Source organism: Micromonospora sp. NPDC049679, assembly GCF_040659735.1.
Taxonomy (GTDB): Bacteria; Actinomycetota; Actinomycetes; order Mycobacteriales; family Micromonosporaceae; genus Micromonospora_I.
Genome location: NZ_JBFANZ010000006.1, coordinates 118985 through 141647 on the forward strand (window position 1 = coordinate 118985; position 22663 = coordinate 141647).

The following is a 22663-nucleotide window of genomic DNA, read 5'->3' on the forward strand; positions in this document are numbered from 1 at the left end:
TCGGTGCCTCCTCTCAGCGTGCCGTGGCCGTGTACGGCAGGAGCGCCATCTCACGGGCGTTCTTGACCGCACGAGCGATCTGCCGCTGCTGCTGGGAGGTAACCCCGGTCACCCGCCGAGCGCGGATCTTGCCGCGGTCGGAGATGAACTTGCGCAGCAGCGCGGTGTCCTTGTAGTCGATGTAGGTGATCCCGTCCTTGTCGAGCGGGTTCACCTTCTTCTTCGGCTTGCGCAGTGCCGCAGCCTTCGCCATTGATCTTGCTCCTGGTTTGCGGTCCCGGCCGCTGGGGGCCGGCATCAGAACGGGGGCTCTTCGTCGAAGTTGCCGCCGCCCGAACCGGAGGGCGAGGAAGAGGGAGCCGCCGTGGCCCACGGGTCGTCGAAGTTACCTCCGCCGCCCTGGCCACCGCCGCCACCGCCACCGCCGAAGCCGCCACCGCCGCCACCGGAGCGGGACATCTTCTGCACCTTCGCCGTGGCGTAGCGCAGCGACGGGCCGATCTCGTCGACCTCCAGCTCGATGACGGTGCGCTTCTCGCCCTCACGCGTCTCGTACGACCGCTGACGCAGCCGACCAGAAACGATCACACGGGCGCCCCGCTGCAACGACTCGGCGACGTGCTCCGCAGCCTGCCGCCATACGGTGCAGGCCAGGAAGAGCGGCTCGCCGTCCTTCCACTCGTTGGAAGCCTTGTCCATGAACCGGGGCGTCGAAGCGACCCGGAACTTGGCGACCGCCGCACCCGACGGGGTGAAGCGCAACTCGGGGTCATCGGTCAGATTGCCGATGACCGTGATGGTGGTGTCTCCTGCCATGAGCCATCTCCTCGCGCACTCATCGTTGCCTGCGGTAAGGCTGCCAGAGCCCTACGACAGCGCCGATGAGGCTGGTCCGGGCGTGCCGGGAAATGCGCCTCAGCGCATCTCCGGCCGGATGACCTTGGTGCGCAGCACCGACTCGTTGAGTCGGAGCTGACGGTCCAGCTCGGCCACCGCCGCAGGCTCCGCCTGCAGATCGATGACGGCGTAGATGCCCTCGGCCTTCTTATTGATCTCGAACGAGAGGCGCCGGCGGCCCCACACGTCGAGCTTCTCCACCGAGCCACCCGCGGTCCGGATCACGTTGAGGTACGTGTCGAGCGATGGGGCGACGGTGCGCTCCTCGAGGCTTGGATCGAGGATCACCATGACTTCGTAATGACGCAAGACGTACTCACCTCCTCTGGGCTAGCGGTCACGGTCCTTCCGTGACAGGAGGTCTGCGTCGTGCGCGTGACGACCGGGGAAGCCCCCCGGCGACACGCACAACCTGACCAGAATACCGGGATTCCGGCGAGAGCCGTCGCCGACCCCCGCCGCGCGTCGACGGGGGTCTCCTCCGCGCCGCGTGGCGACCGGACGAGACCCCCGTCTGACGAGAGCCGCGGGGCGCGACCTATCCGCTTTCCTTGGGTGGGACCTGGGGAGGAACGACCACACCGACGAGGTTGGATAAGAGGCGCCCCGCGGAGCCTGTTTGTAGTTATCTTACGCCGGAGAAGTCCGGGTTACACGTTGAGCGAGAATAGCCCGAATAGCCCCGGCTGATACGCCAACGATGGTAACTGTGGCGATCAGGGCTAGAAGTGCCACCGATCCGCCGTTCTGGACCGGCTCAACCGAGGCCATCGGCTCTGCCGCGATACGGTCGGCGTCCGGACCGGCCGGCCGCTCGGCGGCGCCCACGGCAGTCGGGTCGCCCGGGTCCGCGGACCCCGTCGACGAGCCCTCCGCACCGCGGGAGGCATCCGGTCCGTCCGGAACGGCCCGGGTGGTTTCCTCCGCCGGGTCGCGCGTCGTCGACTCGTCGCCGCCACGCCGATGGTCGGTGCCCGGCGTGGCGGGGCGGGTCCGCCCCGGTCCTGTCGGGCCGGACGGCGCGGTGGAGCCCGCCGACGGGGTCACCGGGCTCCCGGGAACCACCTCCACCCGGATCGACGACTCCTCGGCGACCACACAGTTGGGCTTGAGCGCGAGCGAGACCGGGCCGCGGTGGAAGAGCACCTCTGCCGCCGCGCCATGCGCGATCTCGCCCTGCGTGTCGCCGTCGATCAGCAGTCGGGCCCGCCGACCCGTCTGGTTCACGACGCGCAACGTGCTCTCCGCCGGCACCGTCACCGACGTGGCGCTCGGGGTGGCCGCGCAGGAGACGCCGAGAACGTTGTCACCGGCGAAGACGACTTCCTGCCCGCTCTCCTGCACCGGGGCGCCGGGCGTGGGCCCGGGATCGGCGTACGCGATCTTCGCGGCCAGCACCGGGGCGGCGGCGAAGAGCATGGCGATCCCGGTGGCGACGGAGCGCTGTCGAAGCTGCTGCGACATTCACCATCTCCCCAGCTCGGTAACGCGTTCGAATGGTGCGGACGGGTTCCCGGAGACAGAACAGTGGATCTACCGGACGTAACGAGGATCTATCGGAGTAACGACGCGGCCGGGCCGGCGGTGACGCGGGAGAGATGGGCGATTTGCCGCGTACGTGCCGAACGTCGCTCCGTCCAGGCAGCGATCGGAGCGTCGCCACGGCGACGTAGGCTCGCCACCATGCGCATCGGAGCCCACGTCGATTCCGCCGACCCGTTGGAGGAGGCGGCCGCCCGCAAGGCGGAGACCGTGCAGTTCTTCCTCAGTGATCCGCAGGGCTGGAAGGCGCCGGAACCGCGGGCGGACGCCGAGGCACTACGCGCGGCCGAGGTGGATATCTACATCCACGCCCCGTACGTCATCAACGTCGCTACCCTCAACAACCGGATCCGCATCCCCAGCCGGAAGCTTCTCGTCAGCCACGCGGCGGCGGCCGCAACGGTCGGGGCCAGGGGTCTCATCGTCCACGGTGGACATGTCAACAAGGGTGACGATGTCGAGGTCGGTTTCGACAATTGGCGAAAGACCTTCGCCTACGCGGCGGAATCGGGGGGCTTCGCCACCCAGGTCCTGATCGAGAACACGGCCGGGGGTGACAACGCGTGCGCGCGGCGCTTCGACGCCCTGGCCCGGCTCTGGGACGCCGTCGGCGAATACGGCGTCGGGTTCTGCCTGGACACGTGTCACGCGCACGCGGCCGGCGAGGATCTGCTCGATGTGGTGGATCGCGTCAAGGCCATCACCGGACGGATCGATCTGATCCACGCCAATGACTCAAAGGACGCGTTCGGCACCGGGCGGGATCGACACGACAACCTCGGACACGGAATGATCGATCCCGAACTTGTGGTCGCTGTGGTCCGCGCCGCCGACGCCCCGGTGATCGTCGAAACGCCGGGTGGGGCGGACGGGCAGGCCGCCGACATCACGTACCTGCGGGACCGAGTGGGCCAGTAACGCGCGTCGGCCGGTTAGGACAAGAATCCTCGATGAGTACGGAGCAGCCGCAGGCCACCGCCGCGGACGACACCCGGGATGGTGCCGACAACGGCGAGCCGGCGGCCACCGTGATCGATAACGGCACAACGGACGCCCGCCGCACAGGGAGCGCGGAGCCGACCGCCGACGGCAAGCCGAGCGGGAGCCGGGAGCCGGCCACCGGCGACGCGGCTCCCGGCCGGGACAACGACCCGGCGGTTGCGAAGAAGGGCCCGGACGGAGCGGCGGCGAAGACAGCGCCGAAGACAGTCACGGACGGAGCGGCGAAGACAGCACCGAAGGCGGAGCCGGCCGACGCCTCGACGCCGAGCGGCAGCGGCAAGAAGGACGCGGCAAAGCCGGACGCCACCCCGGGCGACAAGACGGAGAGCGATCCGTGGGCGTCATTCGCCCCGGCGCCCGAGCCCGTGCCGACCCGCGCCCGGCGGGCAGCCCGCGCCGTCGGACGCGTGCTGATCCACGAGTGGACCCTGGCCTGCGTCGGCGCACTCGTGATCGCCGTGCTGATCACCTGGCCGACACTGCGCTACCCCCTGCACACCATCCCGCAGGACATCTGGGACCCGACCCTGCAGGCCTGGCAGATGGCCTGGTCGGGACACATCCTGCTCACCGACCCCGCACAGCTCTGGCAGTCCAACACGTTCTATCCCGAGCCGTGGAGCTTCGCCTTCTCCGACACCCTGCTCGGCTACGCCCCAGCCGGAATGATCGGGACGGGCCCGGTCGCCGCGGTCCTGCGCTACAACATCATGTTCGTGCTCGCACACGCCCTCGCCCTCGTCGGGTCGTACGCGCTGGTCCGTCAGCTCGGCGCGGGGCGCACCGGAGCCGCGGCCGCCGGTGCGGCGTACGCCTGCGCCCCGTGGCTGCTCGCCCAGGCCGGTCACCTGCACGTCATCTCCAACGGCGGCATCCCGCTCGCGCTCGCCATGCTCGCCCGTGGGCACGGGTGGTCGCTGCGGCACGGGTTCCGTCCGGAACGCCGCCGTGCGGGTTGGGCGTTCACCGGATGGCTGGTGGCGGCCTGGCAGATCAGCCTCGGGTTCGGCATCGGCCTGCCGTTCGCGTACATCCTCGGTCTGATCGTGGTCGTCTCCGCCCTCACCTGGTACATCCGGCGGACCTGGTTCTGGGCGGTGAAGCGTCCCTTCGGGGGCCGGTTGCTCCTCGCCGACCTGTGGGGCGGCGCCGTCTTCGCGGCGACCGGCGCGTTGCTGGCGATCCCCTATTTCAAGGTCATCGAGCTGCATCCCTACGCGAAACGCACGATCGATGAGATCGGGCTCTACTCACCCCCGGTCAGCGGCTTCTTCACCGCGCCCGCCGAGTCACGGATCTGGGGCGACCTGCACGAGCGGGCGCGCGATGGGCTGCCGTGGCATCCGGAGATGACCCTGCTTCCCGGCTTCGTGCTCTACGCCCTCGCGCTGGCCGGTCTGGTCTTCTCGATCTGGACCGTACGCCAGCGGCTGCTGCTGCTCGCCGGCGTGCTCGTCACCGGGGTGCTGGCGATGGGCACCCGTTTCTTCCACGGCACCTTCACCTACCGCCCGCTCTTCGACTACCTGCCCGGGTGGGACGGGCTGCGTACGCCGGGGCGGCTGATGCTCTGGACGACGCTGCTGCTCGGCATCCTCGCCGCCGGCGCGGTCTCCGCCTTCGTGGCGCGGGCCGAGGAGATCGCGGCCGAGTGGGTGCCGCCGCGGCCCGGCGCGTGGCTGCGGTTGGCCAGCCTGCTACCGGTGATCCTCATCCTGGCCGAGGGGCTCAACGTCACGAAGCACCCGATCGTGCCGGCCCAGCCCGCCGCGCTCGCCACCGTCGACGGGCCGATCCTGGTGCTGCCGAGCGACCAGAACACCGACCAGAACGTCATGCTCTGGTCGACCAGCGAGTTTCAGCCGGTGCTCAACGGCGGCAGCGGCTTCACGCCGCAGAGCCTGGCCGACGTCCGCGAGGCCGTCCGTAGCTTCCCCGACGCAACCAGCGTCGACCAGCTGCGTCAGCGCGGGGTGCGGACGGTGGTCCTGCTGCGCGGCCGGGTGTCGGGAACCCCCTGGGAGGGGGCGGCAGACCTGCCCGTCGACTCCCTCGGCATCCAGCGCGAGGAGCTGGGCGACACGATCGTCTTCCGGCTCTGACCGGTCGCGTCGCGGCCGCGCCACCCCCCGCGCGTCAGCCCGTCGGCACCGCGGACGCGCCGGCGCCTCGCGGGTCAGCCCGTCAGCGGCGCGGGCGTGCCGACGGCGGGCACCGCAGGCGGCTCCTCCGCGCCGGGTGAGCCGCGCCGGCGGCGCAGCCAACCCGCGTCCGGCGCACCGGAGAAGACGCCACCGTCGGGGTCGTCGTCGTAGGTGTGGCGCACCACGTCGCGCTCGGGCCGCAGGATGTCCCGGACGACCAGTCCGCAGAGGACGGCGACGGTGACCCACCGCAGCGTCGAGGCGAGCACGAAGACGCCCTCCGGGAATACCGGCTTCTGCGTGGTGGCGCCGAGCAGTTCGCCGTAGAAGGCCACGAAGTAGCAGACCTCGGCGACCTGCCAGGCCAGGAAGGCACCCCAGCGCGGACGGGCCAGGACGGCGAGGGGCAGCAGCCAGAGCACGAACTGCTGCGACCAGACCTTGCTGAAGATCAGAAACGCCGCCACGATGAGGAACGCGAGGGCGGCGAGCCGCGGTCGGCGCGGCGCGAGCACGGCAAGCGCGGCGATCGCGACGCAGGCCAGCCCGAAGAGGACGTACGACAGCGTGTTGAGCGTCGGGATGTTGTTGCTCAGCCACTGGAAGGGACCCTGGTCACCGGGAACGCCGGTGTTCCACTTCCCGTCGAGATAGCGACCGATGTACCACAGCGTGCCCCAGTCGATCGCCCGGGTGGAATTGAGCTCCCGGAACCGGTTCCAACTCTCGTAGTACAGGATCATGACCGGCAGGTTGACGGCCAGCCAGGTGCCGACGAAGGCCCCCACCGTGGTGAGCGGCGCCCGCCATCGGTTCGTGCGGACGGCGAGCACGAAGATCGCGCCGAGCAGGAAGAGCGGCCACAGCTTCGCCGCGCACCCGATCCCGAGCAGGGTGCCGGCGAGCACCGGCCGTTGCCTGGCCCAGGCGTAGAGCCCGAACGCGGCGAAACCGATGGCGAGGAGATCCCAGTTGACCGTGGCGGTCAGCAGCAGCGCGGGGGAGAGCGCGAACATCGCCGCGTCCCAGGGTCGACGCCGGCGCAACGAGAGGATGACAGCGACGGTAGCGACGGCGAGGACACCCAGGACGACCGCATTCAGGTTGTAGAACCACGTCGCCTGGTTGATCTCGGGCCGCGCGGTGCCCAGGTCATGCACCGGCAGGCCGAGCGCCCCCATGAAATAGCCGGTCACCACCGGATATTCGACCGCGTGGTCGCGGTAGGGAACCTTCCCCTCGTTCAGTCCCTCGGCGTAGTAGAGCGCGAGCACGTCGGTGTAGCAGAACCGGGTGTACTGGACGTTGTTCTGCCAGGCGCCGTCGCGGCAGGGCGACTTCTGCACCCAGTGCAGCGCGAGGGTGAGACAGGTCAGCGCCAGGACGATCCGGGAGGCGGTCCAGAACCGGCCGCGCCACCGGCTCCACGGTCGGTCGTAACCGACCGCGTGTTCGCCCAGCGGCCCCCCGATCGCCTCGGAGAGCCCCCGCACGAAACCGTCGCTCCGTGACGGGTGGTCGAGCTTCTCAGCCTCGTCGAACTCCACCGGCTGCTGCACCGTCATGAACAGGCATCCTGCCGCACGACACCGGGCCGCGTCTGCTCAGGAGCACCGTGTCGGATTCCGGTGGTCAACACGACGCTGGCGGCCGGGCATCAGCCCGACCGCCAGCGCGAGTGAACGGATCAGCGTTGCGGAGCTGAGGTGGGGTTCGTCCCACCGTTGCGGCCGCTGAAGGGTGCGTTGCCGCCACCGGGGTTGCCGCCACCTGGGGGCAGGCCGGGGTTGGGCTGGTTACCGCCCGGATTGGGCACGTCACCCGGGTTCGGGTTGGTGCCCCCGCCGCGGTTCTCGCCACTCCCCGGCGGGCAGAAGAGCTGCAGCGGGTTGGTGCAGGGCTTGTTCTCCTCGGGCTTCGGCGCGACCGGGCTCGGCGACACACCGTCGGCCTCGGGGTAGTTCGGGTCGCCCGTCCCCTTCTTGTCCGGGAAGGTCTCTTCCTTGAGCTTCATGGCGGTGTGGGCGTCGTCCATGAACTTCTTCCACACCGCGGCCGGTGTGCCGCCACCGAACATCGGGCTGCCGCCCACCTCTCGGATCGCCGTCCGGTTGCCGGTGGTGCCGACCCAGACCGCGCTGGCGATCTGCGGGGTCGCGCCGATCATCCAGGCGTCGCCGTTGTCCCTTTTGTCTAGCTCCCAGGTACCGGTCTTGCCGACCGACTGACGGCCGTTCTTGAGGTTCTTGTTACTGCCACCGGGGATCTTCTTGAGTACCGAGTTGAGGTCGTCCATCTGGTTCGCCTCGAAGACCTTCTTCGGCTTGCGTTGCTCCCCGTCCTGTTTCTCCCACTCGCTGGTCTGCTGGTTGTACTTCTCCACCGAGACGATGAAGTGAGCCTTGTTGTACACGCCGCGGTTGGCGAGGGTCGCCATGCCGTTGGCATGATCGAGCACCGTCACCGCGTACTGGCCGTAACCGACCTGCTTGTCGAACTTCGCCGGGGCAACCTTCGAGGGCTCGGCCGTGGCCAGGTCCACGCGCTCCGTTCGGTCGGTGAACATGGTCCGGATGCCCGCGTCGCGCGCCGCCTCGACGACCTTGTCCGGGCCGAGCAGCTTGGTGATCCAGTAGAACGGCACGTTGTACGACTCGACCGTTGACTTGTCGAGGCTGCACCACTTGCCGCCGTTCTCGCAGTTGAGGTTGGTGCGGTCGGCGTTGGAGATCTCGAACTCGGTCTCGGGATCCTTGGTCTTGGTGGCGTCCCAGTGGGAGTCGACCGAGATGCCCGCTTTCAGCGCGGCCGCCAGGGTGTAGACCTTGAAGGTCGAGCCGGGGGCGTGCCCACCGATGACCCGCCCGTCCGGCTCGGTGTTCAGGCCGGCGTAGTCCGTGCCGGAGGCATTGTCACCGCCGTAGTAGGCGAGCACCCGCCCGTTGGACGGGTCGATCGCCACGAGCGCCGCCATGTAGTTCTTCGGCAGTTTGTTCATCGGGGAACTCTTGCTGCTCTGCCGGGCCGCGTTCTCCGCGGCCGCCTGCGCCCGCTGGTCGATGGTGGTCGTGATCCGGTAACCACCTTCCTTCCAGTTGGTGATCCCCTTCGCCTCGAGCTCGCTGCGCACGTAGTTGACGACGTTACCGGACGGGGTGTCGAGACCGCAGTTGGTCGCGCAATTCTTCTTCGGATCCCATTTCTGGACAGCCGGATACTTGGCCGCCGCCCGCTTCTCGGGCGCGATCCAGCCCTTCTCCTGCATGTTGTTCATCGTGTAGGTCCAGCGTTCCTGGGCGTCTCCCGGGTTGAGCTGGGGGTCGTAGCCCTTGTGCCCGGTGTTCGCGTCCGGCTCCGGCTGCTTGATGACCGAGGCGAGCACCGCTGCCTCTTCCGGCGTCATCGCGCCCTTTTGACCCGGCGGGGTCGTGACGGACTTGCCGAAGTAGGCCTGGGCGGCGGCCTCGACGCCGTGCGCCCCACGACCGAAGTAGATGGCGTTGAGGTAGAAGCCGAGAAGCTGGTCCTTGCTGAAATCCTGCTCGAGCTTGGAGGCGAGCACCGCCTCGCGGAGCTTCCGCGCGTAGTTGATTCCGCTCAGATCGGCGACGTGCCGCGCGTACTGCTGCGTGATGGTGGAGGCGCCCTGGGTCGTTCCGCCGGTGAAGTTGTTCCAGGCGGCCCGGGCGATGCCCTTCATGTCGATGCCGCCGTGGTTCTCGAAGTTCTTGTCCTCGGCCGCCATCACCGCGTGCCGAACGTCGGGATTGATCTTCTCCCACGGCACGATGGTCCGGTTCTGCTGGCCCAGCTTGGCGAGCTGCTTCCCGTTGCTGTACATGATCGTCGTCGGGATCGGCTCGGCGAAGTCGGTCGGCGTCTTGACCGTGGTGGAGAACCAGGTGAAGCCAACCACCCCAACGCCCATGACCATGATCACCACGGCGAAGGCGGCGATGATCAGGTTCATCCGCTTGCGCTTCTTCGCCTTCCTCAGGTCGGCGGGGTCGCCCTTGCCGCCACCCCTGCCGTCGTTACCACCCCGACCACCGCCGGGGCCCTTGCCGCCGGGTCCGTTCGGGCCGCCGCCGGCGCCACCGCCCGCGCCCGGTCCGCCGGGCGACACCGGACGGACACTGGCCCGGGCGACCGCCGCCCGGCCGCTGCTCCCCGCCGCACCGACTCGGGCAGCACCGACGACGGCGCGTCCCGCGGGGCGATCCGCGGCGCTGAAAGACTCGTCCGGTCCGGGACCGGCGGGAGAGGGGATCCCGGCGCGTCCGACCGTCGCCCGGCCCGCGGGCGCCGAGCCGACCGAGGCCCGACCACCGGTCGGGGCCGCCCGGGGCGGCGTGGGCTCGTGTCCGCCGTTCGCCCCCCAACCGCCGCCGGAGCCGGCGGAAGCCGACGCCCGGTAGGCGCCGGCGGCGGGGGCGGACCCCCAGGGGTCGGCCTCGGGTCCGTGGTCGGGGCTCTGGCCGGGGATGTTGGCCCGCCCGCGCGCGGAACTGGGGTCGCCGTACGAGTTCATTCGTCACACCCTGCCGGTCGCGGTGATGCGCGTATGCGACACCACCGGGTTGCCGTGAGTTAGGCCACGCTCTGCCTCGAACCGGACGGACCGGTCGAGCATTGCCGGATCCAAAATAACCGGACTTATCCCAGTAAAAATCGTCCACTCGGCTCGGCTACGTCGATCTGGCGAAAAACTGGCCGGGCGGACCGGAGTCACCGTCTCGCCTCTCGCCTTCGCTTCGCCGCCCGCGAGTCTCCCCGCGTCGGGCCGGCAGAGCCGGACGCCGCCACCGCCCCGCCGTGTCGCGACTCGGCGTCGCCGGCGGACAGGCCGTCCCGTCCGAGCAGGAACTGCTCCACCAGATGGTTCCAGGCGCAGCCGCGGCACACCTCCACCACGTAGACCTGGAACTCACGCACAGTCATCGCGAGCACGGACAACTCCGCGCTCGTGCGGGCCTGCCCGGCCGACTGCTTGAGCTCATCGCCGTAAATGTAATGGACGTGCGTGAGGTTCTCGCGACGGCAGATCGGGCACCGCTCCTCGGTGGCCTCACCGTGGAAGCGCGCAGCGTTCTTGAGGTAGGGCGAGGCATCGCAGACCTCGTACGTGCCGACCCGGCCGGACTGGACCTCACGCAGCAGCGCCCGCTTCTGGAGCGAGTAGTCGACGACCTGGCGCTGCGTACGCATGCGCACGAGGGTACGCGGTCCAGCGGGGAGAGGCGACCAAGGTAACTCTGTGTCACGCCGTGCATGCGGAGCTGGTATTTGCCCCCGCCGCTCCGGCAGTTTACGGTGACGATGTATCGAACCGATACATCGTCGTGGTTAACGCCCGGCGCGAGCGGGCAAGGGGGCGGAGGCGAATGTTCGAGCTTGCCATCCTCGGCCTTCTTCAGGAGTCCCCGATGCACGGCTATGAGCTGCGCAAAGAGCTCACCGCCAAGCTGGGTGCGATCCGCGCGGCGATCAGCTACGGCTCCCTGTATCCGACCCTGCGCCGGCTTCAGGCGGCCGGTTGGATCACCGAGGCATGCGAGACGCCCCCCGACGCGGAGGAAGTCCCGCCGCTGACGAGCCGTCGTGGTCGAGTGGTCTACAAGATCACGGCAGAGGGCAAGGAGCGGTTCGCCGAGCTGATCGCCCAGACCGGACCGGAGACGTACGAGGACACCGGCTTCGGTGTGCACTTCGCGTTCTTCGCCCGCACCGACCGTGCCACCCGCCTGCGGATCCTCGAAGGCCGGCGGCGCAAGGTCGAGGAGCGCCGGGAAGGTCTGCGCGATGTGCTGAGCCGCGCCGCCGAGCGCCTGGACGCGTACACCCTGGAACTTCAGCGCCACGGCCTCGACGCCTGCGAGCGCGAGGTCCGCTGGCTGGAGGAGCTCATCGCCAACGAGCGCTCCGGCCGGGCCCCCGACGTGGGCGGCCCACGAGAAGACAACAGCCCGCATCCGCCTGGGCAGTCCAGGAGAGAGCCGGAGCGGCCGTGATGAATGAGAAGGAGGCAAACGCAATGGGCTCCGTTCGCGTCGCCATCGTCGGTGTCGGTAACTGCGCTTCGTCCCTGATCCAGGGCGTCGAGTACTACCGGAAGGCCGACCCGAACGACCGCGTCCCGGGTCTCATGCACGTCACCTTCGGCGACTACCACGTATCAGACGTGGAATTCGTCGCGGCGTTCGACGTGGACGCCAAGAAGGTGGGCATGGACCTCGCCGAGGCGATCGTCGCCAGCGAGAACAACACCATCAAGCTCTGCGACGTGCCGCCCACCGGCGTGCTGGTGCAGCGCGGCCCGACCCTGGACGGCATGGGGCAGTACTACCGGGAGATCATCGAAGAGTCGGACCAGGCGCCGGTCGACGTGGCGCAGACGCTGCGCGACGCGCGGGTCGACGTCGTCGTCTGCTACCTGCCGGTCGGCTCCGAGCAGGCCGCCAAGTTCTACGCCGAGGCGGCGATCGAGGCCGGTTGCGCCTTCGTCAACGCCCTGCCGGTCTTCATCGCCTCCGACCCGGTCTGGGCGAAGAAGTTCACCGACGCCGGGCTGCCGATCGTCGGTGACGACATCAAGAGCCAGGTCGGCGCGACGATCGTGCACCGGGCGCTCGCCAAGCTGTTCGAAGACCGCGGCGTCGAGCTGCTGCGCACGTACCAGCTCAACTTCGGCGGCAACATGGACTTCATGAACATGCTGGAGCGCACGCGGCTGGTCTCGAAGAAGATCTCGAAGACCCAGTCGGTGACGTCACAGATCCCGCACGAGATGTCCAGGAGCGATGTCCACATCGGCCCGTCGGACCACGTGCCGTGGCTCGACGACCGCAAGTGGGCGTACATCCGCCTGGAGGGCCGGTCCTTCGGCGACACTCCGCTGAACGCCGAGCTCAAGCTGGAGGTCTGGGACTCGCCCAACTCGGCCGGCGTCATCATCGACGCGGTCCGCGCCGCCAAGATCGCACTGGACCGGGGGATCGGCGGGCCGATCCTCTCGGCCTCGTCCTACTTCATGAAGTCCCCGCCCGTGCAGTACGCCGACCACGACGCCCACCAGGCCGTGGAGGACTTCATCGCCGGCAAGATCGAGCGGTAGCGACAAACAGCCGCACATCGAAGGGTCGGGCCCGCGGGTCCGACCCTTCGTCGCGTACGCCGGGCGTGCCGCCGAGGGGAGACGCCCGTCCGTCGGAGCGACCACAGCCGAGCTGCGGAAAAGCCGCCCGCTAAGGTGATTGTTGTCACAACTGACGCAACGTTAACGTCTCATCACCGTACGAGAATATCGTTCTCGTACGGTATTTCCGGATTTCAGAAGCTTGAGGGGTTAACTTGCGTCTCCGCATGTTCGTGCTGGTCACCGCCGTGCTCGGCACCGTGCTCGTACCCGCCACCGCGGCCCAGGCCGCCGCCCCGGCGGTGCAGATCACCAAGGTGTATTACAACTCGCCGGGCAGTGACAACCGCTCCAACACCAGCCTCAACGCGGAGTACGTGGTCCTGAAGAACACGACCCGCGGCAAACTCAACCTCTCCGGCTGGACCCTGCGGGACAAGTCGAACCACGTCTACAAGTTCACCGGCACCTTCTACCTCGGTGCCGGCAAGTCCGTCACCATCCACACCGGCAAGGGCAGAAACTCCGCGACCCACCGGTACTGGGGCTCGCGCGCGTACATCTGGAACAACACCGGCGACGCCGCGTACGTGCGCAACAAGGCCGGCAGGTCGGTCGACTCGTGCTCGTGGCGCTCGAAGGGCAGCTACACCTACTGCTGATCCGTCGTCAGGGATCGCCGCCCGCGGCCCAGCGCGCGGCGATCCCGCCCCGGTCAACTCCAGGCCCGCGCGAAGTCGACCCGCGCCTCCAACTCGAGCAGATAGCGCTTGCGCGACAGACCGCCGCCGAACCCGACCAGCTTCCCGCCGGCGCCGACGACACGGTGGCACGGCACGATCACCGGGATCGGATTGCGGTTGCAGGCGGTACCCACAGCCCGGGCCGCCCCCGCGTCGCCCAGCGCTGCCGCGATCTCCCCGTACGTGCGCATCTCGCCGTACGGGATACGCGATAATTCGGTCCAGACCGCGCGCTCGAAGGCACTGCCGCGATGCACCGACAGCGGCACGGTGAACCGGGTCAACTCACCCGCGAAATAGCGGCGAAGTTCCTCCGCGACGGAGGAAAGCCGCTCGCCCGCCGCCGGCTCCGGCACTGGTTCGGCCCGACCGAACCGCACCCCGCACACGCCGAGGTCGTCGAGCGCGACCGAAAGTTCACCGATCGGCGAGTCGAGCAGTGCCCAGAGCATGCGCTCATTGTCGCGGGTCGGAAGTGGGTCCGGCACGCGCTGGCGCGGCGTCGGACGATCACTGTGGCGCACCCCCGTTACCCTCGGGCGACACCAGGCGGGGAGGGGGAAGCGCGATGAGCACCGCGACGGTGGCGTTTCTGATCCTCGGCGGCCTGGGCGTGGCCGTGCTCGCCCTCGGCCTGCTCGGCGGCGAGCTCCTCCACATCGGGCATCCCGATGTGGACGGCCCGGTCTCCGTCGAGGCGGTCGCTGGCTTCACCGGCGCCTTCGGGTTCGCCGGAGCGATCGCCAGCGAGCTGCTCGGCGCCCGTACCCCTGGTTTGATCGCCGCAGCCGCGGGCGTCGGCGTCCTCGCGGCCGCGCCGACCGCGTGGCTCGCGCTGCGCCTCGCCCGGGCCGCGCGCAACATGCCCACCGACGCCACCCCCACCCGCAACGACCTGGTCGGATCGCTCGGCGTCGTGGTGACCCCGATCTCGGCGACCGGATACGGCGAGGTCCGGGTACGCCTCGGCGGTCAGCCGGTGAAGCTGTACGCCCGGTCGTCGGCGCCGATCGCGGCCGGCGCGCAGATCTTCGTCGTCGAAGCCGTCTCCGACACGAGCGTCATCGTCGAGGAGACGCAGCACGTGCGATAACCCCGCTCCACCCCTCCATGAAGGACTGATCGATGACCCCACTGCTCATCGCGATCGGCGGCGGCGTACTGCTCGTCGTCGTGCTCATTCTGTTCGTGCTCTCCCGGATCAAGGTTGCCGGCCCCAACGAGGCGTTCATCGTCACGGGACGCAAGGGGCGCACGACCCACGGCGCGGACGGCTCCCGGTCCACCGACATGTCCGGCCAGAAGGTCGTCATGGGTGCGTCCGTCTTCGTCCTGCCGGTCGTGCAGAAGCTGCAGTCGCTGGACCTGTCCAGCCGGCGGATCCACGTCGAGATCCAGGGCGCGGTGAGCAAGCAGGGAATCCGCGCCGACCTGCAGGGCGTGGCGATCGTCAAGGTCGGCGGCGCCGAGGACTCCATCCGCGCCGCCGCCCAGCGGTTCCTGCACCAGCAGGACGAGATCGAGGAGTTCACCCGCGAGGTGCTCGCCGGCGCGCTCCGCTCCATCGTCGGCCGACTCACCATCGAGGAGATCATCCGCGACCGGGCCGCCTTCGCCAGCGCCGTGGCCGAGGAAGCCGAACACTCGATGACCAACCAGGGGCTCGTGCTCGACGCCTTCCAGCTGCAGGACATCATCGCGGAGGGCTCGTACCTGCAGGACCTCGGGCGGCCGGAGGCCGCACGGGTGCTCAAGGACGCGGCCATCGCGGAGGCGCGCGCACGGCAGGCCGCCGAGCAGGAGCGGCTCCTCGCCGAGGAGGCGATCGCCGAGGCGAACCGCAACCTGTCGCTCAAGCAGGCCGCGATCGCGGCCGAGATCGACGCCGCGAAGGCCAAGTCGGCCGCCGCCGGGCCGCTCGCCCAGGCGGAACGCGACCAGGCGATCCTCTCCGAGCAGCAGAAGGTGGCCGAGCGCAACGCCGAGCTCAAGCAGCGCCAGCTCGACACCGAGGTGCGCAAGCCGGCCGACGCCGAGCGCTACAAGGTGGAGCAGGAGGCCGAGGCGGCCCGCAACGCCGCCGTCTTCGCCGCGGACGCCCAACGGCAGGCCACCATCGCCGCCGCCCAGGCCGTCGCCGAGCAGGCCCGGCTCACCGGTGAGGGCGAGCGGGCCCGCCGCGCCGCGCTCGCCGACGCCAACGCGATCGAAGGCGCGAAGGAAGGCGAGGCGGAGCAGCGTCGCCGTACCGCGATCGCCGACGCGATCGAGCGTGAGGGGCAGGCGGAGGCCGCCGCCATCCTGGCGCGCGGCCAGGCCGAGGCCGAGGCGATGGCCCGCAAGGCCGAGGCGTTCGCCGCGTATGGCGAGGCCGCCGTGCTCGACCTCCTCGTCAAGGTCCTGCCGCAGGTGGTCGAGGCGGCGAGCGCGCCGATGAGCGCGATCGACAAGATGACGGTCATCTCCACCGACGGCGCGTCGTCGCTGACCAGGTCGGTCGCCAGCAATGTCGCCCAGGGGCTGCAGCTCGGGACCGATCTGACCGGCATCGACCTCGCCGGGCTGCTGGCGAAGCTCGGCGGGATCGGCGGCGAGGAAGGCAACGGCAGGATCACCGACCCGGCCACGCCGAAGCCGGCCCGGACCGTCGACGGCAACGCCGTGGAGGCTGCGCCGCAGCAGTAGCCGGATCGATCGGAGATCGCCGCCCGCGCAGGAGCACCTTCGCGGAGCGGCGATCTTCCGTTATCCGGGCCTACCGCCCGTCGACGACGATTCCCTCGGCGCGCGCCCAGCGGAGCAGGGCCGCCTCCGCCGCATCCCGGTCGAGCGGGCCGTGCTCCAGACGCAACTCCTTGAGATGGCGCCACGCCTGGCCGACGATCGGACCGGGCGGCACCCCGAGCAGCTCCATGATCGCGTTGCCGTCGAGGTCCGGCCGTACCCGCGCCAGATCCTCCTCGGACTGCAGGCGCGCGATGCGCTCCTCCAGGGCGTCGTAGTCCGCCGCGAGCTGCGCCGCCTTCCGCCGGTTGCGGGTCGTGCAGTCCGACCGGGTGAGCTTGTGCAGCCGGGGGAGGAGGTCACCGGCGTCCGTGACGTAGCGGCGCACCGCCGAATCGGTCCACTCGCCCCGGCCGTAGCCGTAGAAGCGCAGATGCAACCCGACCAGCTCGACGACCTGCGAAACGACGTCCTTCGGGTAGCGCAGCGCCTTCATCCGCTGCTTCGTCAGCCGCGCGCCGACCACCTCGTGGTGATGGAAGCTGACCCGACCGTCGGGGCCGACGGCCTTCGTGGCCGGCTTGCCGACGTCGTGCATCAGCGCGGCCATCCGCAGCACGAAGTCGCAGCCGTTCTCCTCCATCGACACCGCATTGCTGACCACCGTCAGCGTGTGCTCGTAGACGTCCTTGTGCTGGGCGTGCTCGTCGATCTCCAGCTTCAGCCCGGAGAGCTCCGGCAGAAAGCGGTCGGCGAGACCGGTGTCGACCAGCAGACGCAGTCCGCCCACGGAGTCGGCGCCGCAGAGCAGCTTGGTGAACTCGTCACGGATCCGCTCCGCGGTGATCCGGTCAAGATCCTCGGCCATGCTCACCATCGCCGCCCGCACGTCCGGGTCGACGACGAAGCGCAGCTGGGCGGCGAACCGGGCGGCGCGGAGCATCCGCAGCGGATCGTCACCGAACGACTGCTGCGGCGTGCCGGGCGTACGGATCACCTTGGCCGCGAGATCCTCCACGCCCCCGTACGGGTCGGTGAAGCGGTGGTCCGGCAGGCTCACCGCCATCGCGTTGATGGTGAAGTCACGCCGCCGCAGATCGTCCAGGAGGTTCGTGCCGTACGCGACGACCGGGTTGCGGCTGACCCCGTCGTACGCCTCCGCACGGAAGGTCGTGATCTCCAGCAGCAGGCCGTGCCGCTGCGCCCCGATCGTGCCGAACTCCCGACCGGTCTCCCAGGTCGCCTCGGCCCACCCCTTGAGCACGCGCAGCGTCTCGTCCGGCTCCGCGTCCGTGCAGAAGTCGAGGTCATTGCCGAGCCGGCCGAGCAGGGCGTCACGCACCGACCCGCCGACCAGGTGCAGCTCATGCCCGGCGGCCGCGAACCGGCGGCCCAGCTCGTCGGCGACGGGGGAGACGCGCAACAGTTCGGTGACGGCGTTGCGCTGGACGGCGGTGAGGTCACGCCGGTCTGCGGCGCTCGCAGCGGATGATTCGGACATGGGATCGCCAGCCTATCGGTCTTGGCCTGCGGGCGGCCCGGCGGGCAGGATGGTCGACCGTGCCGTTTCCCGAGATCCTCCGGACGTTGAGCCAGGAGAGCGACTTCTGGGCAGCCTTCCTCTTCGAGGAGGATCCGCCCGATCCCGCGGGGTTCCCCGCCGACCTTCGCGTCACCTTTCCGGTGGCGGGCGGGTACGGGCTCGTGCTCGATTTCGATCTGCCGTACGGCGAAAACCGGCTCGGGCTGCGCCAACCCGGCGCCACCGATCCGATCGAGCTCGCCCGGGTCGACCGGACACACCCGCGCCCGTACGCGCTGCGCTGGGCCGAACTGGACCTCATCGGACGGGTGATCGCCCTCGACGATCCCTCACTGCCGCACCCCGGGCTGCCGCTGGCGCTGCTCTTCCGGTACGCGCCCACCGCCATCGGCGACGACGGCGCCGTCGCCGCCGAGTTCCTCGCGGCCGCGCTGCGCTCCCTGCGCCGCCCCGAACCCGAGGCCCCGATGCGGCACACCGGGCCGGAGCAGCCGCCGCTCGCGCTCTTCGAGGACGCACGCTGGTGGCCGGCCCCGCCGACCGAGCCCGGGGCGGTTCTCGACGAGGACCGCATCGCGACGCAGGTACGCAGAAACGACGGCCGGGATGTCGGCTTCGCCTGGCGGCACCGGCACGGGTGGGGTTGGGTCGCGGCCGTCAACGAGCCGGCGGACGACGGCAGCTATCCGCGCGGGGCACGGGTCAGCGGCAACGAGGCGTTCCCGTTCTGGGAGCTGACCGAGCTGCTCCGGCATGCCCGCCGTCGCCTCGCCGCCGTCCTCGACGCACCCTGGCGGGACCCCGACACGGTGCTCCCGCTCGCCCGGCGGATCTGCGACACCGGGGACCTCACCGAGGTACCGGCGCTCGTCTCCGCGTTGGAGAAGGCCGGCTGCGACCATCCGACCGTGATGGACGCGTTGACCGATCCGGTGGTCCCGGCGGAAGCGTGCTGGGTGATCGAGACGCTGGTCTGGGCGGAACCGGGAACCATGGCCCGACGGCATTTCCGTCCGGCCGGCGGATGACCCGCGCCCGCGCGTGAGCGCGGCGACTAAGGTCGGGTCTGCGTCTGGCGGGCGCTGCCGGTCCGCCGTTTCCCTCAGGAGGTCGGATGAGTGACGGGCTGTACCGGAGCGCGAACTCGGCGCCCGACGGCGGCCTCCCGCCGGAGGACGGCGCCACGCTGATCTCCGTCGACCCCGTCGACCAGCCGATCGTGGAGACCAACGCCGCGACGCCCGAACCGCCGGGGGAGGGAAGCGCCGCCGGGAACAGCGCGATCATGGCGATCGGCAGCCTGGTCAGTCGCGGTACCGGATTCCTTCGGACCTTGGTGCTGACCGCCGCACTGGGCGGGCTCCTCGTCGGCAACGCCTATACGACGGCTCAGATCTTCCCGGGCATGGTCTACGAGTTCCTGCTCGGCGGCGTCCTGACCAGCGTGCTCGTGCCGGTGCTGGTACGGCGGCGCAAGACCGACCCGGACCAGGGCCAGGCGTACGCACAGCGCCTGCTCACGCTCGCGGTGCTGGCACTCGGCGCCGCGACGCTGGCCGCGATGGTCGCCGCCCCACTGCTGACCTGGCTGTACGCCAGCGACAAGTCGAATGGCGCGTACCGAGACCTCGTCACGACGCTCTCGTACCTGATGCTGCCGATGATCTTCTTCACCGGCCTGTCGGCGTTGATCAGCGCGGTGCTCAACACCCGCGGCCACTTCGCGGCCCCGATGTGGACGCCGATCCTCAACAACCTCGTGGTCATCGGCACGGTCGGGATCTACATCCTGGTCTACGGGGCGAAGCTCGTTGAGCCGGAGGAGATGACCGCCGGCCGGATCGTGCTTCTCGGTGGCGGCACCCTGCTCGGGGTGATGATCCAGGCCGCCGGCCTGGTGCCGGCGCTGCGGAAGGTCGGTTTCAGCTGGCGGTGGCGCTTCGACTTCGGGGCACTGGGCCTACGTGAGTTGGCCCGCCTCGGCGCCTGGATGTTCTGCTACGTGGCGGTGAGCCAGATCGGGCTCGTCGTCGTCTTCAACCTGCTGAACCGGGCAGGGGACGAGAAACAGGCCGGCCCGCTCATCTTCAACAACGTGTTCCTGCTGCTGATGATGGCGCACGGTGTCATCGCGGTGTCGATCATCACGGCGCTCATGCCGCGGATGAGCGCGGCGGCGGCGGATGGCCGTTTCGCGGCGATGGCAGAGGATCTTTCGCGGGGCACCCGTACCGTCAGCGCTGTGCTGGCCCCGATCGCCGTGTGTTACGCCGTGCTGGCCGCGCCGATCGCCGTCGCTCTTTTCAACTACGGCGCGTTCAGCACGCAGGATGCCACCGCGACGTCTCTCGTCCTGCTGGTCGCGGCGTTGGCACTCGTGCCGTTCGCGATCAGCCAGCTCTTCACGTTCGCCTTCTACGCGCTGCCCGACACGAAGACCCCGGCGCTGATCAACATTCCGGTCGTCGCCCTGCGGGTGCTGGTGCAGATCGGGTTGTTCGCCGCGTTCTCCGTCGAGTTCACCGCGTCCGGGCTCATGCTCGGCAACGCGGTGTCGTACGTGGCGGCCGCGGTGATCTCGGCATGGTTGCTGCGTCGCCGGGTCGGTCGGCTCGGGCTCGGCACGATCATGATGACCCTCGGCAAGGTCCTGATTGCCGCGCTGGGGGCCGCAGTCGTGGGCCTGGTCGTGGTCAACCTGCTCCCGGGGTCCGCGACCCCGACCCGGTTCGAGGCGTTCATCCGGCTGGCGATCGGCGGCGCAGCGATCTGCGCGACGTATCTCGGACTGGCGCTCGCACTCCGGGTACGGGAGATCAGCGACGTCGTCGCGATGGTCCGCCGCAAGATCGGACGCTGAGTTGCCGAGCGCGACCGTCGCCGAGCCTGGGGATCTTCCTGTGGATAACGCAGCCTTGAGCGCTCCCAACTAGGGGATAGCCCTGTGGATAACGCTATGAGTAGTCAAACGGTTACGGCCTTGCCGAAACCGTTTCGCAACTCCCTTCGGTCGGCTCGATGCCACGCGCGAACAGCCATCCAAATCCCTCGCAATGACACATCCGCTCCGCAAGCCCTTTTAGGGATGATGAGGCACACAAGGGATCATCATCGGGTGGCGACTGGCATCGGGACGGGCGCGGCGCGAAGATGACATGTTGGGTATGAGTCGAACACAGGTAAGGTCGCTCTCGGCCGATGCGCGCAGCGCCTAGGCTATGGAGCGTCGCTCGCCGGGCGGTGTTGCTGTCGGCGAAGTGCGGACAGCCTGAAACAGCACCGGACCATCGATCGAGACGATCACCGAGGGAGGACTGGTGACCAAGGTCGGCGAAGGTCAGGAGGCGGAGCAGGTCGCACCGCCCGTGGTGACCTTCGGTGCACCTACCGTCGGTGAAATCCTGGCCGATCGGTACGAGTTGGCCGAACACATCAACGACGACAGTGCGGGCCGGCAGGTGTGGCGCGGGGTCGACGTCGTGCTACGCCGACCGGTCGCCGTGGTACTGCGTTATCCCGGTGGCGACTCCGCGATGGAGATGCTGACGGCGGCCGTCGCGGCGAGTCGCGTCATCCACCCCAACCTGGTCGGCGTCTACGACGCGATCGACGAGGGGGCGCGGGCCTACGTCGTCCGCGAGTGGGTCGACGGCGACGCGCTGCGCGAGCTGGTCACCGACGGACCGCTGGACGCGGCCCGCGCGACGAGCATCGCGCATTCCATCGCCGGTGCGGTCGCCGCCGTGCACGCCACGGGCATGGTGCACGGCAACATCCACCCCGGCACCGTCATGGTCGGCCACGACGGACGGGTGGTCCTCGCGGACGCCCGCGCCGACGGCGGCGAAACCCGGGACACCGACGTACGCGCGATCGGGGGAGTCCTCTACTTCGCGCTGACCGGGCACTGGCCGCACACCGAGCTGGCGACCTCGACTCTCCCCGACGCCGTACGGGACGCCAGCGGAGCGATAGCGGCTCCGCGCCAGGTGCGGGCGGGAATCCCGGCCTATCTGGATGACCTCACCATGGACCTGCTCGATCCGCAGGTCGCACCCCCGTCCTCGGACGTGCTGGCCGCGGAGCTCGGCCGGCTCGACGCCGCGGCGGAGGAGCAGTACCTGGAGGACGCGGGTCCGCTGCGGTTCGCCTCCACCGACGAACCGAGCGAGGTGCCCCGGGCATCCAACCGGAAGATCGCCGCCGGGGTCGCCGGTCTGGTGGTGATCGCGCTCGCCGGGCTGCTGTTCGGCATTTCCGCGCTGGGCGACGGCGGCGACAAGCCGACGAGCCCCGGCGACCAGCCCAACGTCTCAGCCGCGGGCGGCGAGGGCACCGCCGCCCCGGCCGGCAAGCCGAAGAGAATCACGGTCGCCGCGGGACAGGTGCGTGTCGTGGACCCGGACGGCCAGCGGGACGAACTCGACGGGGTTGCCGAGGTCGTCGACGGTGACGCCAACACGGGCTGGAGAACCGACGCGTATGTGACGAACCCCAAGTTCGGTGGCCTCAAGCGCGGCATGGGGATCCTGATCGACCTCAAGGAGGCGCGGTCGGTCACCTCGGTGCAGGTGGTCCTCTCCGCGCCCGGCGCGTCCGCGGAGCTGCTCACCGGCCCCACCGATCCGGGGTCCAGCAAGAGCGGCGACGACCAGCTCTACAAGACGTTCAAGCCAACCCGCATCGGTGAGCCGTTCGAGAACCACACCGGCACCACCATGGCCTTCAGCGGCTTCTCTCCCGATCTCACCTACCGCTACCTCCTGGTATGGATCACGGAAATGCCCGAAGGTGATCCCGGCAAGTATCAGATCGGCGTTCAGGAGATCAGGGTCGAGGGGCTGTGACCGGACAACGGCGCCCCCTCGACCGGCAATAGCTCGGTTAGGGTGCAGCCGTGACCGGTTCAGCAGCGCGCAGTGACGGCGGGTCC

Annotated in this window: 19 protein-coding genes; 10 read left to right on the top strand and 9 right to left on the bottom strand. The window is 69.6% G+C overall.

Annotated elements, in window-relative coordinates; genetic code table 11:
* Positions 1–13: 13 nt before the first annotated feature.
* From rpsR to AB0J06_RS06455, 4 genes are all read right to left on the bottom strand, one after another.
* A complete protein-coding gene (gene rpsR / locus AB0J06_RS06440) occupies positions 14–253 on the bottom strand; it encodes a 30S ribosomal protein S18 (RefSeq protein WP_007073789.1) in 240 nt (79 codons plus the stop codon).
* A gap of 44 nt (positions 254–297) precedes the next feature.
* Positions 298–816 carry a single-stranded DNA-binding protein gene (locus AB0J06_RS06445; RefSeq protein ID WP_357425288.1) on the bottom strand — a complete coding sequence of 173 codons (519 nt, stop codon included), beginning with the start codon at positions 814–816 and terminating at the stop codon, positions 298–300.
* A gap of 99 nt (positions 817–915) precedes the next feature.
* Positions 916–1206 carry a 30S ribosomal protein S6 gene (gene rpsF, locus AB0J06_RS06450; protein ID WP_357425290.1) on the bottom strand — a complete coding sequence of 97 codons (291 nt, stop codon included), beginning with the start codon at positions 1204–1206 and terminating at the stop codon, positions 916–918.
* Positions 1207–1527: 321 nt separating this feature from the next.
* Complete coding sequence (locus AB0J06_RS06455) at positions 1528–2361, bottom strand: hypothetical protein (protein ID WP_357425292.1); 834 nt, start codon at positions 2359–2361, stop codon at positions 1528–1530.
* 219 nt (positions 2362–2580) lie between these two features.
* On the opposite strand from AB0J06_RS06455, the gene AB0J06_RS06460 reads away from it, so the two are divergent.
* Positions 2581–3357 (top strand): deoxyribonuclease IV, encoded by a 777-nt coding sequence (locus AB0J06_RS06460; protein ID WP_357425294.1) that lies wholly within the window; start codon positions 2581–2583, stop codon positions 3355–3357.
* 32 nt (positions 3358–3389) lie between these two features.
* Positions 3390–5543, top strand: a complete 2154-nt coding sequence (locus AB0J06_RS06465; RefSeq protein WP_357425296.1) for a hypothetical protein — start codon at positions 3390–3392, stop codon at positions 5541–5543.
* A gap of 74 nt (positions 5544–5617) precedes the next feature.
* On the opposite strand, the gene AB0J06_RS06470 is transcribed toward AB0J06_RS06465, so the two are convergent.
* The 3 genes from AB0J06_RS06470 to AB0J06_RS06480 form a co-directional block, all read right to left on the bottom strand.
* Positions 5618–7150 carry a glycosyltransferase 87 family protein gene (locus tag AB0J06_RS06470; RefSeq protein ID WP_357425298.1) on the bottom strand — a complete coding sequence of 511 codons (1533 nt, stop codon included), beginning with the start codon at positions 7148–7150 and terminating at the stop codon, positions 5618–5620.
* Positions 7151–7272: 122 nt separating this feature from the next.
* Positions 7273–10116: a transglycosylase domain-containing protein gene (locus AB0J06_RS06475; protein ID WP_357425300.1), complete on the bottom strand. Its 2844-nt coding sequence runs from the start codon at positions 10114–10116 to the stop codon at positions 7273–7275.
* A 197-nt stretch (positions 10117–10313) separates the two neighbouring features.
* Positions 10314–10793, bottom strand: coding sequence for a DUF5318 domain-containing protein (locus tag AB0J06_RS06480; protein WP_357425302.1), 480 nt, complete (start codon positions 10791–10793; stop codon positions 10314–10316).
* A gap of 176 nt (positions 10794–10969) precedes the next feature.
* Here AB0J06_RS06480 and AB0J06_RS06485 point away from each other — a divergent pair, with 176 nt between their 5' ends.
* The 3 genes from AB0J06_RS06485 (at position 10970) to AB0J06_RS06495 (ending at position 13382) form a co-directional block, all read left to right on the top strand.
* A complete protein-coding gene (locus AB0J06_RS06485) occupies positions 10970–11596 on the top strand; it encodes a PadR family transcriptional regulator (protein ID WP_357425405.1) in 627 nt (208 codons plus the stop codon).
* A gap of 23 nt (positions 11597–11619) precedes the next feature.
* On the top strand, positions 11620–12699 hold the full coding sequence (locus AB0J06_RS06490; RefSeq protein ID WP_357425304.1) for an inositol-3-phosphate synthase: 1080 nt from the start codon (positions 11620–11622) through the stop codon (positions 12697–12699).
* A gap of 236 nt (positions 12700–12935) precedes the next feature.
* Positions 12936–13382: a lamin tail domain-containing protein gene (locus tag AB0J06_RS06495; RefSeq protein ID WP_357425306.1), complete on the top strand. Its 447-nt coding sequence runs from the start codon at positions 12936–12938 to the stop codon at positions 13380–13382.
* A 53-nt stretch (positions 13383–13435) separates the two neighbouring features.
* Here AB0J06_RS06495 and AB0J06_RS06500 read toward each other — a convergent pair whose 3' ends face one another.
* Complete coding sequence (locus AB0J06_RS06500) at positions 13436–13915, bottom strand: methylated-DNA--[protein]-cysteine S-methyltransferase (RefSeq protein WP_357425308.1); 480 nt, start codon at positions 13913–13915, stop codon at positions 13436–13438.
* Positions 13916–14031: 116 nt separating this feature from the next.
* Here AB0J06_RS06500 and AB0J06_RS06505 point away from each other — a divergent pair, with 116 nt between their 5' ends.
* Both AB0J06_RS06505 and AB0J06_RS06510 read left to right on the top strand, forming a co-directional pair.
* Positions 14032–14556 (top strand): NfeD family protein, encoded by a 525-nt coding sequence (locus AB0J06_RS06505; protein ID WP_357425310.1) that lies wholly within the window; start codon positions 14032–14034, stop codon positions 14554–14556.
* A 32-nt stretch (positions 14557–14588) separates the two neighbouring features.
* Positions 14589–16148: an SPFH domain-containing protein gene (locus tag AB0J06_RS06510; protein WP_357425312.1), complete on the top strand. Its 1560-nt coding sequence runs from the start codon at positions 14589–14591 to the stop codon at positions 16146–16148.
* A gap of 70 nt (positions 16149–16218) precedes the next feature.
* Here the strand turns inward: AB0J06_RS06510 and AB0J06_RS06515 are convergent, their stop codons facing one another.
* A complete protein-coding gene (locus AB0J06_RS06515) occupies positions 16219–17688 on the bottom strand; it encodes a CCA tRNA nucleotidyltransferase (RefSeq protein WP_357425314.1) in 1470 nt (489 codons plus the stop codon).
* Positions 17689–17747: 59 nt separating this feature from the next.
* Between AB0J06_RS06515 and AB0J06_RS06520 the strand changes: the two genes are divergently transcribed.
* From AB0J06_RS06520 to AB0J06_RS06530, 3 genes are all read left to right on the top strand, one after another.
* Positions 17748–18758 carry a hypothetical protein gene (locus tag AB0J06_RS06520; RefSeq protein WP_357425316.1) on the top strand — a complete coding sequence of 337 codons (1011 nt, stop codon included), beginning with the start codon at positions 17748–17750 and terminating at the stop codon, positions 18756–18758.
* Positions 18759–18844: 86 nt separating this feature from the next.
* Positions 18845–20590: a murein biosynthesis integral membrane protein MurJ gene (gene murJ / locus AB0J06_RS06525; protein ID WP_357425318.1), complete on the top strand. Its 1746-nt coding sequence runs from the start codon at positions 18845–18847 to the stop codon at positions 20588–20590.
* 457 nt (positions 20591–21047) lie between these two features.
* Entirely contained in the window at positions 21048–22577 is a 1530-nt protein-coding gene (locus AB0J06_RS06530) for a protein kinase family protein (RefSeq protein ID WP_357425320.1), read from the top strand.
* Positions 22578–22663 lie beyond the last annotated feature (86 nt).